14 protein-coding genes are annotated in these 13,749 nt (G+C 63.8%); 2 read left to right on the top strand and 12 right to left on the bottom strand.

Going from position 1 to position 13,749, the window contains the following annotated elements:
• Window positions 1-79 precede the first annotated feature (79 nt).
• Window positions 80-1,534 (top strand): IS1182 family transposase, encoded by a 1,455-nt coding sequence (locus HPY67_00760; GenBank protein ID NPV03255.1) that lies wholly within the window; start codon window positions 80-82, stop codon window positions 1,532-1,534.
• Between the two features lie 298 nt (window positions 1,535-1,832).
• Here HPY67_00760 and HPY67_00755 read toward each other — a convergent pair whose 3' ends face one another.
• From HPY67_00755 to coaBC, 6 genes are read right to left on the bottom strand one after another with little or no spacing between them, the layout of a single operon-like run.
• Entirely contained in the window at window positions 1,833-2,486 is a 654-nt protein-coding gene (locus HPY67_00755) for an MtnX-like HAD-IB family phosphatase (protein NPV03254.1), read from the bottom strand.
• Between the two features lie 36 nt (window positions 2,487-2,522).
• Window positions 2,523-2,846 carry a hypothetical protein gene (locus HPY67_00750; protein NPV03253.1) on the bottom strand — a complete coding sequence of 108 codons (324 nt, stop codon included), beginning with the start codon at window positions 2,844-2,846 and terminating at the stop codon, window positions 2,523-2,525.
• A gap of 37 nt (window positions 2,847-2,883) precedes the next feature.
• On the bottom strand, window positions 2,884-3,639 hold the full coding sequence (locus HPY67_00745; GenBank protein NPV03252.1) for a slipin family protein: 756 nt from the start codon (window positions 3,637-3,639) through the stop codon (window positions 2,884-2,886).
• A 14-nt stretch (window positions 3,640-3,653) separates the two neighbouring features.
• The gene (locus HPY67_00740; GenBank protein ID NPV03251.1) at window positions 3,654-4,964 is read right to left on the bottom strand and encodes a nodulation protein NfeD; all 1,311 of its coding nucleotides are present in this window, start codon (window positions 4,962-4,964) and stop codon (window positions 3,654-3,656) included.
• A gap of 12 nt (window positions 4,965-4,976) precedes the next feature.
• Window positions 4,977-5,645, bottom strand: a complete 669-nt coding sequence (locus HPY67_00735) for a uracil-DNA glycosylase (GenBank protein ID NPV03250.1) — start codon at window positions 5,643-5,645, stop codon at window positions 4,977-4,979.
• Between the two features lie 58 nt (window positions 5,646-5,703).
• Window positions 5,704-6,924, bottom strand: a complete 1,221-nt coding sequence (coaBC, locus tag HPY67_00730; protein ID NPV03249.1) for a bifunctional phosphopantothenoylcysteine decarboxylase/phosphopantothenate--cysteine ligase CoaBC — start codon at window positions 6,922-6,924, stop codon at window positions 5,704-5,706.
• Window positions 6,925-7,198: 274 nt separating this feature from the next.
• Between coaBC and HPY67_00725 the strand changes: the two genes are divergently transcribed.
• Window positions 7,199-8,596, top strand: coding sequence for a M23 family metallopeptidase (locus HPY67_00725; GenBank protein NPV03248.1), 1,398 nt, complete (start codon window positions 7,199-7,201; stop codon window positions 8,594-8,596).
• Window positions 8,597-8,647: 51 nt separating this feature from the next.
• Here HPY67_00725 and rapZ read toward each other — a convergent pair whose 3' ends face one another.
• From rapZ to HPY67_00695, 6 genes are all read right to left on the bottom strand, one after another.
• The gene (gene rapZ / locus HPY67_00720; protein ID NPV03247.1) at window positions 8,648-9,514 is read right to left on the bottom strand and encodes an RNase adapter RapZ; all 867 of its coding nucleotides are present in this window, start codon (window positions 9,512-9,514) and stop codon (window positions 8,648-8,650) included.
• A 179-nt stretch (window positions 9,515-9,693) separates the two neighbouring features.
• Window positions 9,694-10,155 carry a PTS transporter subunit EIIA gene (locus HPY67_00715; protein NPV03246.1) on the bottom strand — a complete coding sequence of 154 codons (462 nt, stop codon included), beginning with the start codon at window positions 10,153-10,155 and terminating at the stop codon, window positions 9,694-9,696.
• 17 nt (window positions 10,156-10,172) lie between these two features.
• Window positions 10,173-10,712, bottom strand: a complete 540-nt coding sequence (gene raiA / locus HPY67_00710) for a ribosome-associated translation inhibitor RaiA (protein ID NPV03245.1) — start codon at window positions 10,710-10,712, stop codon at window positions 10,173-10,175.
• A gap of 223 nt (window positions 10,713-10,935) precedes the next feature.
• Complete coding sequence (gene rpoN, locus HPY67_00705; protein NPV03244.1) at window positions 10,936-12,396, bottom strand: RNA polymerase factor sigma-54; 1,461 nt, start codon at window positions 12,394-12,396, stop codon at window positions 10,936-10,938.
• A gap of 21 nt (window positions 12,397-12,417) precedes the next feature.
• Window positions 12,418-13,140 (bottom strand): LPS export ABC transporter ATP-binding protein, encoded by a 723-nt coding sequence (gene lptB / locus HPY67_00700; GenBank protein NPV03243.1) that lies wholly within the window; start codon window positions 13,138-13,140, stop codon window positions 12,418-12,420.
• 38 nt (window positions 13,141-13,178) lie between these two features.
• Window positions 13,179-13,748: a hypothetical protein gene (locus HPY67_00695; protein NPV03242.1), complete on the bottom strand. Its 570-nt coding sequence runs from the start codon at window positions 13,746-13,748 to the stop codon at window positions 13,179-13,181.
• Window position 13,749: the final 1 nt, after the last annotated feature.

Here is a 13,749-nt window from a genome sequence, read left to right as displayed (position 1 = left end):
AAAATATCCGTAACGCACCTCGAAGGATCGCCAACCCCGGCCCGGTGTGCTAGAGTGCTCCGCGAAAGGAGATGCGCTCATGGCCTATCGAACCGGCGACCGTCTGCAACTGGGGCTGCTGCCCGCCAGCATCGAGGACTACGTGTCCCCCGAGGACCCGGTACGGGCCTACGATGCCTTCGTGGAGGCCTTGGATCTGCCGCAACTGGGCATCGAGGTGGACCCCAACCAGGTCGGCAACGCCGCCTACGATCCGCGCGCGATGCTCAAGCTGCTGGTCTACGGCTACTCCTACGGGGTACGCAGTTCCCGCAAGCTCGAACGGGAGTGCCACCACAACCTGGCCTTTGTGTGGCTGATGGCCGGGCTGAGGCCCGACCACAAGACCATCGCGGAGTTTAGGCGCAACCACAAGGCGGCCCTCAAGCAGGTGCTCCGGCACTGCGCCCGGCTCTGCATCAAGCTCGACCTAATCGCGGGCAACGTGCTGTTTGTCGACGGCACAAAGATCCGGGCCAATGCCTCACGCTACCGCAGCCATGACCGGGCCTGGTACGAGAAGAAGCTGGCCGATCTGGATCGGCGCATCGAGCAGCTGTTGCAGGACTGCGAGGCCATCGACCGCCGGGAGCGGCACATGGACTCGTACGTGGCGATGCGAAAGGACCTTGCCCAGACGAACACGCTCAAGGACCGGGTCCAGGAGGCCCTGCGGGGCTTCGAGGGAGGCAGCCACCGGCACGTCAACCTCACCGACCCGGACTGCGCCCTGATGAAGAGCGTCCAGGGCAGCCACGCGGCCTACAACGTCCAGTTGGTGGTGGATGACAAGCAGGGGCTTCTGCTGCAGGCCGATGCCGTCGAAGAGACCAGTGATGTCAACCAGTTCGCCCGGCAGATCGAGGCCGCCAACGCGCTGCTGGAGAGTCCCTGCGAGACGGCCTGCGCCGATGCCGGCTATGCCGACACGGCGGAGCTCGAGAAGATCGACCGCCAGGGGATCCGAGTGATCGTGCCTTCACAGCGGCAGGCGAGGAAAGAGCCGGAAAAGCCGTTCAGCAAAAGCCATTTTGCGTATGACCCAGAGCAAGATGACTACAGCTGCCCTGAAGGTCACAGGCTCCGGTATGAATCGACGGAAAAACGCACGGGCAAGCGGCACTACGTGATCACCGACGCGGCCATCTGCCACGCGTGCCGGCACTACGGGAGCTGCACCCAGGCGCGCAGGGGGCGCAAGATCATCCGGCTGCCCAACGAAGAGGTTAAGCTCAGGCTGGAGGCCCAGTACGAGGAGGCCGCCTCGCAGGCCGTCTACGAGAGGCGCAAAACCCGGGCCGAGCATCCCTTCGGGCACATCAAGCGCAACCTCAAGGTCGATGCCTTCCTGCTACGGGGGCTCGAGGGGGCGCGAGCCGAGGTCTCGATGCTGGCCAGTTGCTTCAATGTGGCTCGCCTGATCTCGCTCCTCGGGGTCAACGGGCTCATCGAGAGGCTCCGGGCCCTCGGAAGGCCCTGCTTCGCACCGGCATGAGGCTCGACGGCGCTCTTCAAGGGCCCTGAACCATCAAAACCTGCCCGACAGACCGTTCGCGGATAGACGTTACGGATATTTTGTTGTCAAAGAACGGGTAAACAACTCGTCCCTCGTCCCTTCTTGACTGTTGCGACACAGCCTCTGAGCGAGGAGGGCGACGGGGCGGGATTGCAGCCCGCCCGGCGGGACCAACGCCGGAGGCCCTGTCGAACCGGGCGCGTCCCGTCAACCCGTGAGGGGCGATCCCGGGGAGCGACGGGAAAGGAAATCCGAAAAGGGTCTCCGAGACGCGCGATCAGCCGTTGCGTGCGAAGCCGTTGCGGGACAGGAACGCCGTCACGTCCCTGAAGCTCCTGTATTTGCGGACGCCCGTGTGTGTCCTCGAGAGTCGGGTCCAGAGGATCCCCTTGGCAAAGACGAGATCCGCCTTTGCGGCGGGGCACAGGTCGGAATAGCCGTCGCCGACATAGGCGATCCGCCCGAATCCGCTCCGGCAGGATTCGAGGATGTTGCTCTTGCAGGTGCCGCACCGGTTGCAGGACTCGTTGGCGTGGGGGAACTCGATGGACCGGGGTTTCCCCTCCTCGAAGGTCATCACGTTCGAGAAGAAGGGGATGTCTTCGAGCCCGTGCCTGCGGAGAACGAAATCGATATAGAAGTCCAGGCCGTCCGAGACGACCTTCACCGCGATGTCGCGCTCCCGGCAGAAGGCATAGAATTCCTTGAAGTGCGGGTCGATCACGGCGTTTTCCGCCACGAACCGCAGCATCTCCTCCCGGGTTCCGCCCAGGATGGCCGCAATGCGGGCGTAGGCGTCCTTTGAGCCGATTCTGCCCTCGCAGTAATCCCTGTCGATGTCGTCCCACCCCCTGCCGCTGAAGTGCAGCAGGACCTCGTAGCCCACGTCAGTCAGGCTCAGCGTCCCGTCAAAATCCGTCAGGACCAGCAAGGGGGGTTTCCGGCCCGTCGCATGCGGCATGTCCCGTCACGAACCCTTCTTTACGACATACTTGTAGAGAAAGAAGGCCGCGACGATCAGGAGGCCCGAACGGATCATGTTCATGGTCGTCTTGCCCACCTGGTCGAACCAGTTCTCGAAAAAGAGAAACAGCACGCCCGCCGCTCCGATCACCCAGCCGCCCAGGTCCTTCGGGCTCTGGATCAGCGTGAACAGGGCGAATACGATGATGAGAATGGGCCAGCTCTTGTCCAGGCTGTAGATGCCGAAGGAACTCAGCATGACGAGCACACCCAGGATCAACAGGATCGCCGCACCTGACGCGATTCGCAGCTTTTCTCTCGCTTCCACCCTCGAGCCTCCTTTCCTTTCCCTGCCAGGGCGGACCTCACGCGCCGCCCTTGTCGCCCTTCTTGAGCATGAGGTTCAGCATGTCGATGGGGATCGGGAACACCGTCGTCGTGTTGTTCTCCGTCCCGATCTGGACCAGGGTCTGGAGATACCGCAGCTGCAGGGCCATGGGCTGCTGCTGCATGACGGCGGCGGCCTCTGCGAGTTTCTGCGCGGCCTGGAATTCGCCCTCCGCGCCGATGACCTTGGCGCGGCGCTCGCGCTCCGCCTCGGCCTGCTTCGCCATGGCCCGCTGCATCTCCTGCGGCAGGTCGATGTACTTCACCTCCACGTGGGTCACCTTGATTCCCCAGGGGTCGGTGGCGCGGTCCAGGATCTCCTGGATGTGGAGATTGACCTTCTCCCGCGACGCGAGGATCTCGTCGAGCTCCACCTGTCCGCAGACGCTGCGCAGCGTCGTCTGCGCGAGCTGCGAGGTGGCATAGAGGTAGTTCTCGACCTCGACGATGGCCTTCATCGAGTCGACGACGCGGAAGTAGACCACGGCGTTGACCTTGATGGATACGTTGTCCCGGGTGATGATGTCCTGCGACGGGACGTCCATCGTGACCGTGCGCGTGTCCACGCGGACCATGCGGTCTACGAGGGGGATGAGGATGATGAGCCCCGGCCCCTTCGTGGGGATGATTCGACCGAGCCGGAAGATCACGGCCCTCTCGTATTCGTTGAGGATCCGGATGGCCGCGGCCAGGAACATGACGACGAGGACGACGAGGACAAGAATGGCGTACATGGAAAACCCCCTTTTTATGAGCGTTCTTCGACTTCGAGTTGCAGTTCCTTGACGCCGACGACGGCGACCTTCTTCCCCTTCTCGATCGGGGTCCTGCTGAAGGCGTTCCAGTACTCGCCCCGGATGAGCACCTTGCCGGTTTCGTGCACGGCGGTGACGGTCTGGCCTACGGCCCCGATCATGCCCTCGCCCCCGGTCACGACACGGCGCATCTGCGCACGCAGCGCGATCGAGATGACGCCGATGAAGAACAGGGACACGATCGTCACGGCCGGCACGAGCACGCTCCAGGACACCCGCAGGGCCGGGTCGGGCGATTCGAAGAGCATGATGGAGCCCAGGATGAGCGAGACGACGCCCCCGATGGTGAGCACCCCGTGACTGACCACCTTGATCTCCGCGATGAACAGGATCACGGCAAAGAGGATGAGAAGGATGCCCGCGTAGTTGACGGGCAGTGTCTGGAAGGCGAAGAAGGCTAGGATCAGCGAGATGCCGCCGATGATGCCGGGCACGATCACGCCGGGGTTGGAAAATTCGAAGTACAGGCCGGCCAGGCCCAGCAGGAAGAGGATGAAGGCGATGTTGGGGTTCGAGATCGTGATGAGCACCTTCTCGCGGAACCCCATCTCCCTGCGGTTGATCTCGGCCCCCTTCGTCTTCAGCACCCGGGGCCCCGAGGCGAGCTTCACCTCCCGGCCGTCGATCTTCTCCAGGAGCTGCTTGAGGTCCTCGGTCACGAGGTCGATCACCTTGAGCTTGAGGGCCTCTTCTGCTGTCACGGACACGCTCTTGCGGATGGCATCCTCGATCCAGTCGGCGTTGCGTCCCTTCTGGTCCGCGATGCCCCTGCCGTAGGCGACGGCGTCGTTCTCGACCTTTTCCATCATCGTTTCATCGGCCTTCCCGATCCCCATGGCCACGGGGTGGGCCGCGCCGATGTTGGTCCCGGGCGCCATGGCCGCGACATGGGCCGAGATCGTGATGAGCACCCCCGCCGAGGCCGCCCGCGCCCCCGAGGGAGACACGTAGACCACGACGGGCACCGCGGCGTTGAGGATTTCCTTGATGATGTCCCGCATCGAGAGGTCGAGCCCGCCGGGCGTGTCGAGCTGGATCACGATCGCCTGCGCCCCCGACTCGGTGGCCTGCTTGATGCTCTTGAGGATGTACTCGCCGATGGGGGGGGTGATGGCCTCGCTGACGGTGATCACGTCGACCACGCGCCGCTCCTCCGAGGCCTGCGGAGCGGGGACGAGGGCCGCCAGAAGCCACAGGGCGGCCGCAGCCCCCATCGCGAACGCCCGGTGTCTACGGTTCTTCATCATGGTTTCGCCTCACAGGACCCTCATGATTTTCTGCACGTCTTCCCAGACCAGCTTCTTCGCATCGGGGTTGCGCAGGAGGTAAGCCGGGTGATAGGTCGGCATGAGCCTGCGCCCGTGGTAATCGTGGAACCGTCCCCGGATGGCCGAGATGGGCGCCTCGGTGCGCAGCAGGGTCTTCGCGGCAAACGTGCCGAGCGCACAGATGATCTCCGGGTCGATGGCCTCGATCTGCTTGACCAGGAACGGCTCGCAGGCGGCGATCTCGTCCTCCTTGGGGTTGCGGTTTCCCGGGGGGCGGCACTTCAGAATGTTGCAGATGTAGACCTCCTCCCGTGCGAGCCCCATGGCGTTGATGATCTTCGTGAGCAGCTGCCCCGCCCTCCCCACGAAGGGCCTGCCTTGCCTGTCTTCCTCTTCGCCCGGGGCCTCGCCGACAAAGACGAGCCTCGCCCGGGCGCTCCCCTCGCCGAAGACGAGATTCTTCCGGGAGCGGTGCAGCGGGCAGCGGGCACAGTCGCCAAGCTCCCGGCGCACCCCGTCGAGGCTCGAGGCGCCCCGGCGGCCCGCCGCCGTCACGACGGGTCGTGCCGCAGCCGCATCCACCCCGGGGAGACCCTCCTGCCGAGACGGGCCCGTGCCCTTCAGCCGCAGGCGCGACACGGGGATGCACGAGTCCATTTCGCCGGCGACGTGGCTCTTCAGGGCGCTCACGATGGCAAGCAATTCACCCCGCAGGTCATCGTTTGCGCGCACGGGGCACCCCTTTTCGCCCTGCCATGAGTTCCGTCACGCGGTCCAGGATGCGGTTGGCCACATCCATCTTGTCCATGAGGGGAAGATCCAGCGACCCCCCGTCCCGGTCGAGAATCTTCACGATGTTCGTATCCGCGGCAAAACCGGCCCCGGGCTGGCTGATGTCATTCGCCACGATGAGATCCATGTTCTTTTCCTTCATCTTCTTCACGGCATACGGGATCAGGTTCTCCGTCTCGACGGCGAACCCGACCAGGATCCGGTCCCCCTTGACCTTGCCCACCTCGGAGATGATGTCGGGGTTGCGCTCCAGTGTGAACTCGAGGGGCCGGTCCGTCTTCTTGATCTTGGACGCGGAGAACCCCGCGGGCCGGTAGTCGGCCACCGCGGCGGACTTGACGACAATGGTCGCCCCCTCGAGGTGCGCCATGACGGCATCGCGCATCTCGCGGGCCGACGAGACGGGGACAAAGGCGACCCCCCGCGGCCGCGGGAGACTCGTCGGTCCGCTGACGAGCGTCACCTTCGCACCCCGGCGCTTGGCGGCCAGGGCGACGGCGTAGCCCATCTTGCCCGTCGAGTAATTCGTGATGAACCGTACGGGGTCGAAGGCTTCCCGGGTCGGCCCCGCCGTGACGAGGACATGCTCGCCGCCGAGATCCTTGGCCGTGAGAAGATCCTCGGCGTCCTCGACGATGTCCTCCAGGGGGGCCAGTCGTCCATACCCCTCGGTCTTGCATGCCAGCTCCCCGTATCCGGCCTCGACGAACCGGTACCCCTTCGCGGCGAGCTTCCCCATGTTCTCCCGCACGATGGGGTTTTCGTACATGTTGACGTTCATGGCCGGGCAGATGAGGACCGGCGCCCGGGTCGCCATGACTGTCGTCGTCAGCAGGTCGTCCGCGATCCCGCCGGCGATCTTGCCGATCACGTTGGCCGTGGCCGGCGCCAGCAGGACCAGGTCGGCGCTCTCGGCCAGCGACACATGACCGATCTCCCACTCGCCCGTCAGCTGGAAGGTGTCGACGGCAACGGCATTGCCCGTGAGGGTCTGAAAGGTGAGCGGGGTGATGAATTTCGTGGCGTTAGGCGTCATGATGACGTGGACCCGCGCCCCGCGCCTGATGCACTCCCGTGCCAGCTCGGCCGCCTTGTATGCCGCAATGCCTCCGGTCACCCCGAGAACGATTTTTTTCCCTTGCATCCGTTGCGCCCCTGCAAATCGATGGCAAAGACGTTCACAAGGCCTTTGCCTGCTGTCACGAAAACGAATCCGATCCTCTTGTCCCCAGCCTCGATCCTTACGCCCCTTGCCTTATGCCCCCATCATCATTATACGAATCCTCGCAGATCGTCAAGAAATGAAGGAATTCGAGGGTTCTGATTGGTCTTGAAAATTCCCGAATACCGGGTATGATGGGCGGCGTTTCGGGTGCTGTTCGCATCGCCAAATCATTCCCGCGGGGGAAGAGACCGCCATGAACCGGATGTACCTGGTTGCCGCCGCCGTCGTGATCGCACTGGCAGGAGCCTGCCTCTGGGCGCTCAACACGGTGCTCGAATTCGAAAAACCCGCCATCGCCATGAAGGACGATGTTTCCACGATCGGCCAGGCCACGGCACTGGGCCTGACCGTCAGGGACGGCAAGAGCGGGATCCGGGCCGTCACCGTCACGATCAGCCAGGACGGCAAGGACGCTGTTCTGCACTCCCGGACCTACTCCAAGGGGACCGCGGAGGAGGTCCTGAGTGTCGAGGTCAACCCGCGCGGCAGGGGCCTGAAAGACGGGCCGGCGACGATCACCGTCTCCGCGGAGGATCACTCGTGGCTCAGGAACCGTCAGACGGTCTCCATCGATGCGGTCATCGACACCGTCCCCCCGCAGATCGGGCTGATCAGCACGGCCCACAACGTCAATGCGGGCGGATCAGGCGTCGCGGTCTACAGCGTCTCCGAAGAGGTGACGACGACGGGCATCCGGATGGGCGACCGCTTCTTCCGCGGCTATCCCTCCACGATCCAGGGCAAGCTCTGCCAGGTGGCGTACTTCGCCGTCCCCACCACGGCCGCCAGGGGCGGTCTGAACATCCTCATCACGGCCCGTGACAGGGCGGGGAACGAGTCTTCCGTCGCCCTTCCCCATCTCGTGCGGGACAAGAAGTTCAAGGCGGACAAGATCACGATCAGCCGGGCCTTCATCGAGAACATGGCCCCCGCGTTCCGCCAGCAGGATCCCCGCGTGCCGGCCACGCCGCTGGAGGCTTTCCTGTTCATCAACGAGAAGCTTCGGGGTGAGAACGACAAGGCCATCCGCGAGGCCTGTTCAAACACGCAGGCCAAGCCGCTCTGGGACGGCGCCTTTCTCCGGATGAAGAACGCGGCGCCCATGGCCGGGTTCGGCGAGGAGCGGACGTACTGGTTCGAGGGGATGGCCGTGAGCCGCAGCACGCACCTGGGCGTGGACCTGGCATCGACGGAGCGCGCCCCCGTCGAAGCGGCCAACCACGGCAGCGTCGTCTTCGCCGGGCCGCTCGGGATCTACGGCAACGCGGTCATCGTGGATCACGGCCTCGGCCTGTGCAGTCTCTACGCGCATCTCTCCGAAATCGGCGTGAAGCCGGGCCAGGCCGTATCCAGGGGGGAAACGATGGGGAGGAGCGGCAGCACGGGCCTCGCGAGCGGCGACCACCTGCATTTCAGCATCCTTGTCGGGGGGGAGTTCGTGAACCCGGTGGAGTGGTGGGACGCCCACTGGATCCGGGACAACGTGACAGGCAAGCTCACCGGGGCGCCTTCGCAGGCGGCGCCACCCGTCGCGAAGGCACAGCCCGCCAAGGCAAAGGGCAAGCCGAAGAAAAAGGGGGCCAGAAGATAGTCTGGGGGATTCGGGAGAAAAACCGTGAAGGCAGCGCCTGCATCCGTCCGGCTATGCCCGGTGGATGTCCCGGTGCGTCAGGTTCATCAGGTAGTTCTTGCCGGAGAAATACCGGGCCAGCTGCTTGGCGATGACGACGGAACGGTGCTTGCCGCCCGTGCAGCCCAGGGCCACGTTGAGGCTCGACTTCCCTTCCTTTTCGTACAGGGGGAGCAGGAACTCCATCATGTCCAGCAGCTGACGGAGGAAGGTCCGGCTCTCCTGCCAACCCATGACGTAGTCCTCGATCTTGCCGTCTTCCCCGTTGAGGTTCTTGAGCTCCTCGATGAAATAGGGGTTCGGCAGAAACCGCACGTCCAGCACGAGGTCCGCCTCGGGGGGCAGCCCGTACCGGTAGCCGAAGGACATGAGGTTGATCACGAGACGCTTTTCCGAGGGGGAGGCCGTGAAGTGCCGCTGGATGACCTCCTTGAGCTGGTGGACGTTGAAGGACGACGTGTCGATGACCGTGTCGGCCATCTCCCGCAGGGCCTTGAGCTTCTCCCGCTCCAGCGCGATCCCCTCCATGACGGTCCCGCGCTCGCACAGCGGGTGCGCCCGCCTCGTCTCGCGGAACCGGCGCAGGAGAGACTCGTCGCTGGCATCGAGGAAGAGGATCTCGATGCGGTGCCCCTGCGCCTTGAGCGAGGAAAAGATCTCCGCGTACCGTTCGAGGAAATAGCGTTCCCGCAGATCCATGACGAGCGCGACCTTGCTGATCTCGCTGGCCGTGTCGGTTTGGATCTCGAGGAACTTCGGCAGAAGCGCCACGGGCAGATTGTCGACGCAGAAGAACCCCACGTCCTCGAGGGCTCGGAGGGCGGTGCTCTTGCCCGAGCCGGACATCCCGGTGACGATCACGATTCTCAGGTTCTGCATGTTCCTCCCCCGGGCGCAGCATCACGCCGGTGCAAGGCATCGAGGACCATGAGGTGAAGGGGGATGTGACGCGTGGGCCCGGGAAACCGTCCGGCGGAGTCCGCCTCGAAAATCCCGTTCATGGAATCCCGCCCCGTGAACCCGCCTGCCGAGGGGCCTCCGGGACGCCGGGTCCCGGATCAATAGGCCTCGTCCTTCTCGGCGATTTTCCGGTAGATCTCCTCTGCACCCGCCGCCGTCATGAGGTCGTTGCGGAACTCCGGGTCCTTGAGCAATCGCGAGATCTTCGCAAGGGCCTTGAGGTGTTGCCCCGTCGAGCTCTCCGGCGCCATCAGCAGAAAGAAAAGGTGAACGGGCTTGCCGTCGATCGCGTCGAAGTCAATGCCCTGGCGGCTGCGTCCGAAGGAGATCATCAGGCGATCCAGGTTTTTGAGCTTCCCGTGGGGGATGGCGATCCCGTCCCCGATGCCGGTGCTGCCCAGTTTCTCGCGCTCGAGCAGCACGTCGACCATGGCCCCCGGCGGAAGGCCCTCGGTGTCGCGCCGGAGGACCTCCGAGAGCTCCGCGAGGACGGCGCGCTTGGAGGTGGCCTTCAACTCCTCGATGATGTACTCCTTCTTGAGCATGCCGGTAATCTGCATGGGAAAGTCCCGTCCGTTCAGCTGTTGGCCTCGAGCAGAGCAAAATTCCCGTCGTCCCGACGGTAGATGACGCTGATGTTCTCCGAAAGGGCATCCCGGTAGATGACGAACCGGTTCCGCGAGCCTTCCATCTCGATCATGGCCTCTTCGAGGGACATGGGCTTGAGCACGACCTTGCGCGTCTCGACGACCCGGGCCCGCGGCTCGTCCTCGAGCCCGGCGGAGGCCTCCCGGGGCACCGCCTTCTCCTCTGTCCGGTTCGTGCCGGTTTTGTGCTCCCGGCTCTTTTCCTTGTGCTTCTTGATCTGGCGTTCGATCTTGTCGATCACGTTGTCGATCGCCAGCTGCATGTCCTTGGCCTCTTCCTTGCCGACGAGGTTGACGCCCTTGGCCATGATGTTGACTTCGGCCACATTCCGGAATTTTTCGACGGAGAGGACGACGTGGGCCTCGACGGGCTTGTCGATGTATTTCTGGATCTTGCTCAACCGTTCCGTCACATAATCCTTGAACCAACTTTCCGACCCTGTATTCCGAAAGGTCACGGAAACCTGCATCTGTTCGCGCCTCCTGATCCTGAGTTCTGGGTTGCCCCGCTCCTGTTACGGTTTCCTTGCAAGAAGGACGCCTTGTGCGGTGGGGCAAGACGGACGGCGGTTCGAGTCGTGGGCGGATCGCGCAGCGGCTGTGCCCCGGCCCCGGGCGGCCGCCGCGGGAAAGGTCGCCGTTTCCGTCTGAAAACAAGCCTTGCCTTATAGGCCAAAGTCCTTAATCTGTCAATCAGTTTTTCGGCTTGATGAAAAATTTCTTGCGTTTGGACGAAGGAAGGATTCCCATCATTTCCCTGTACTTGGCGACGGTCCGTCGGGCGATCGAGATGCCCTGCGCGCCGAGGATGTCGACGATCTCGCTGTCGCTCAGGGGCTTGCGCGCATCCTCGCCGCTGATGATTTTCCGGATTTCCTCCTGGACGCTCTTCGACGCGATGGTGTCGCCGCTCGTCTTGCTGATGCTGCTGTTGAAGAAGTACTTCAGCTCGAAAATCCCGCGCGGCGTGTGCATGTACTTGTTCGTCGTCACGCGGCTGATCGTGGACTCGTGCATCTCCACGTCGTCGGCGACGTCACGCAGCACCAGCGGCTTCAGGAAGTGAATCCCGTTGTCGAAGAATTCCCGCTGGAACTTGACGATGCTCTCCGTGACCCGGAAGATCGTCCGCTGCCTCTGCTGGATGCTCTTGATGAGCCACGTGGCCGACTGGAGCCTCTCCTTGATGTATTTCTTGCAGTCGTCTGCGCTCTGGGCCCCGTCGGCCGTGCCGCCCAGGATCTCGCGGTAGAAGTTGCTGATCCGCAGCCGGGGCAGGCCCTCGTCGTTGAGGATGATCTTGTACTCGTCGCCCACCTTGAAGACGAACACGTCGGGGATGATGTACTGCGGGCCTTCGTCGCTGTACACCAGCCCCGGCTTGGGGTCCATGCGGCTGATGAGGAAGACGGCGTCGAGGACGTCGGCGATGGGGACCTTCAGTTTCTTGGCGATGTTGTTGTAGTTCTTCGTCTCCAGGTCGTGGAGATAGTCGCGGATGATCGTCTCGACGAGCCCGTGCGAGGCGCCGACGGCCCGGGCCTGGATCAGGAGGCATTCGCGGAGATCCCTCGCCGCGATCCCCGGCGGGTCGAATTCCTGGATCCGGGCCAGCACCTTCTCGACGACCTCCGGGCCGACCTTCTCCTGCTCGGCGATCTCGTCGACGGTGGCCGCCAGGTACCCGCTCGTGTCCAGGTTTCCGATGATCTGCTCGCCGATCCTGCGCTCCGCTTCCGTGAGCTTCGAAAGGCCCAGCTGCCACATGAGATGATCGGTGAGGGTCGTCTTGCGGGACAGCATGTTTTCCCACGAGGGCCCCTCGTCCTCCTCGCGGTCGTAGGTCACGCGCATGGGACCGTAGTCCTCGAGGTAGCTGTCCCAGTCGAAATCCTCCTTGCCGTCCCCCTCGCCCGTCAACTCGCCGGTCCGCTCCGCCGTCTTGACCTCGTCGATTTCCGGCGCTGGCGCCCCTTCCTCGCCGAATTCCTCTCCGGCGCGTTCCTCCAGCAGGGGGTTCTCCTCCATCTCCTGCTGGATCATGTCGATCAGCTCGATCCGGGAGAGCTGCAGCAGCTTGATCGCCTGCTGCAGCTGGGGCGTCATGATCAGCTGCTGGCTGAGCTTGAGGCTTTGCTTGAGTTCGAACGTCATGCCGTCCTGCCTGCCGCGGTCCTAAAAACGGAAGTCGTCGCCCAGGTAAAATTTCCGGGCGATTTGGCTCTGCGCGATCACGTCGGGCAAGCCCTCGATCAGCACCGAGCCCTCATTGAGGATGTAGGCCCGGTCGCACACCGAAAGGGTCTCCCGCACATTGTGGTCCGAGATGACCACCCCGATCCCCTTGGCCTTGAGCTTCTGGATGATCTTCTGGATGTCCGCCACGGCCAGGGGGTCGATTCCCGCAAACGGCTCGTCGAGCAGGATGAACCGCGGGGACGTGACCAGTGCCCGCGTGATCTCCACGCGCCGTCTCTCCCCCCCCGAGAGGGAGTAGGCCTTGCTCGAAGCCAGAGCGGTGAGATCGAGTTCGCCGAGCAATTGCTGGAGCCTATTTTTCCTCTCCTCGCGGTCGATGTCAAGGGTTTCGAGAATCGCCAGAATATTTTCCTTGACCGTCAGCTTCCGGAACACGGAAGGCTCCTGGGGCAGGTAGTTGATGCCCTTGCGGGCCCTCACGTACATGGGGTCCCGGGTGATCTCCTCGGCATCGAGGAAAATTTGGCCGTCGTCGGGCCTGATGAGGCCGACGATCATGTAGAAGGTCGTCGTCTTGCCCGCGCCGTTCGGGCCCAGCAGGCCCACGACCTCCCCCGGGCCGATCTGCAGGTCCACGCCGCTGACGACCTTGCGCCCCCCGTAGAGCTTTGTCAATGACCTGGCTTCGAGCTTGCTCATCCTGTGCCGTGGCCCGGGTTTGCGGGCACGCTGCGCGGCTACTCCTTCTTCGTTTTCCCCTTGGAGGCATCGGGGTAGATGGTCGCGGTGACCCGCTTGCCCTCCGCGGACTCGACGACGCCGCGGTTCTCGTTCAGGAGCACAGTCACGCGGTCGCCCGTGACGACATTGCTTCCCTCGCGCATGACGGGGTTGCCCGTCACGACGATCCGCTGATCGTCCGCATAGTAAACGGCCTGCTCTCCCGTGACGATCCGGTCCCCTTCGGTGATGCGCACGTTCCCCTTCGAGACGATGCGGTCGATGTCCCCGGCCTTGTCCGCAGGTCCCTTCGCGGCCCCGGGCGGATCCGCCTTCTTCTTGAAGTACAGCATGAGGGAGTCGCTCCGGATGACACGGTCGCCCTGGGTGGCGACCACGTTGCCGGAAAACTCGACCAGGTTCGTTTCCCGGTGGGCCTCGAGCCGTTCGGAAACGATCTCGATCGGCTTGTTGCCCCCTTCCTTGAGCCACTGGGGCCGGCTGTCCTGTCCGCTCAGAAGTCCCGGCGCCGCAAGGGCGAAGGCCGCGGAAATCGCAATGATGGCAAAGATGCTGCGGTTCACCATG

This window comes from Syntrophaceae bacterium (assembly GCA_013177795.1).
Classification (GTDB): Bacteria; Desulfobacterota; Syntrophia; order Syntrophales; family UBA2192; genus UBA2192.
Note: the sequence above shows the minus strand (reverse complement) of the source record. Positions and strands in the feature narration are given on the sequence as shown.

What these genes read in the sequence shown, in the direction of transcription:
- HPY67_00760 (NPV03255.1), top strand. Translation starts at nt 80, where the DNA reads ATGGCCTATCGAACCGGCGACCGTCTGCAACTGGGGCTGCTGCCCGCC.
- HPY67_00745 (NPV03252.1), bottom strand. Translation starts at nt 3,639, where the DNA reads ATGTACGCCATTCTTGTCCTCGTCGTCCTCGTCGTCATGTTCCTGGCC.
- HPY67_00740 (NPV03251.1), bottom strand. Translation starts at nt 4,964, where the DNA reads ATGAAGAACCGTAGACACCGGGCGTTCGCGATGGGGGCTGCGGCCGCC.
- HPY67_00735 (NPV03250.1), bottom strand. Translation starts at nt 5,645, where the DNA reads ATGGACTCGTGCATCCCCGTGTCGCGCCTGCGGCTGAAGGGCACGGGC.
- coaBC (NPV03249.1), bottom strand. Translation starts at nt 6,924, where the DNA reads ATGCAAGGGAAAAAAATCGTTCTCGGGGTGACCGGAGGCATTGCGGCA.
- HPY67_00725 (NPV03248.1), top strand. Translation starts at nt 7,199, where the DNA reads ATGAACCGGATGTACCTGGTTGCCGCCGCCGTCGTGATCGCACTGGCA.
- rapZ (NPV03247.1), bottom strand. Translation starts at nt 9,514, where the DNA reads ATGCAGAACCTGAGAATCGTGATCGTCACCGGGATGTCCGGCTCGGGC.
- HPY67_00715 (NPV03246.1), bottom strand. Translation starts at nt 10,155, where the DNA reads ATGCAGATTACCGGCATGCTCAAGAAGGAGTACATCATCGAGGAGTTG.
- raiA (NPV03245.1), bottom strand. Translation starts at nt 10,712, where the DNA reads ATGCAGGTTTCCGTGACCTTTCGGAATACAGGGTCGGAAAGTTGGTTC.
- rpoN (NPV03244.1), bottom strand. Translation starts at nt 12,396, where the DNA reads ATGACGTTCGAACTCAAGCAAAGCCTCAAGCTCAGCCAGCAGCTGATC.
- lptB (NPV03243.1), bottom strand. Translation starts at nt 13,140, where the DNA reads ATGAGCAAGCTCGAAGCCAGGTCATTGACAAAGCTCTACGGGGGGCGC.
- HPY67_00695 (NPV03242.1), bottom strand. Translation starts at nt 13,748, where the DNA reads ATGGTGAACCGCAGCATCTTTGCCATCATTGCGATTTCCGCGGCCTTC.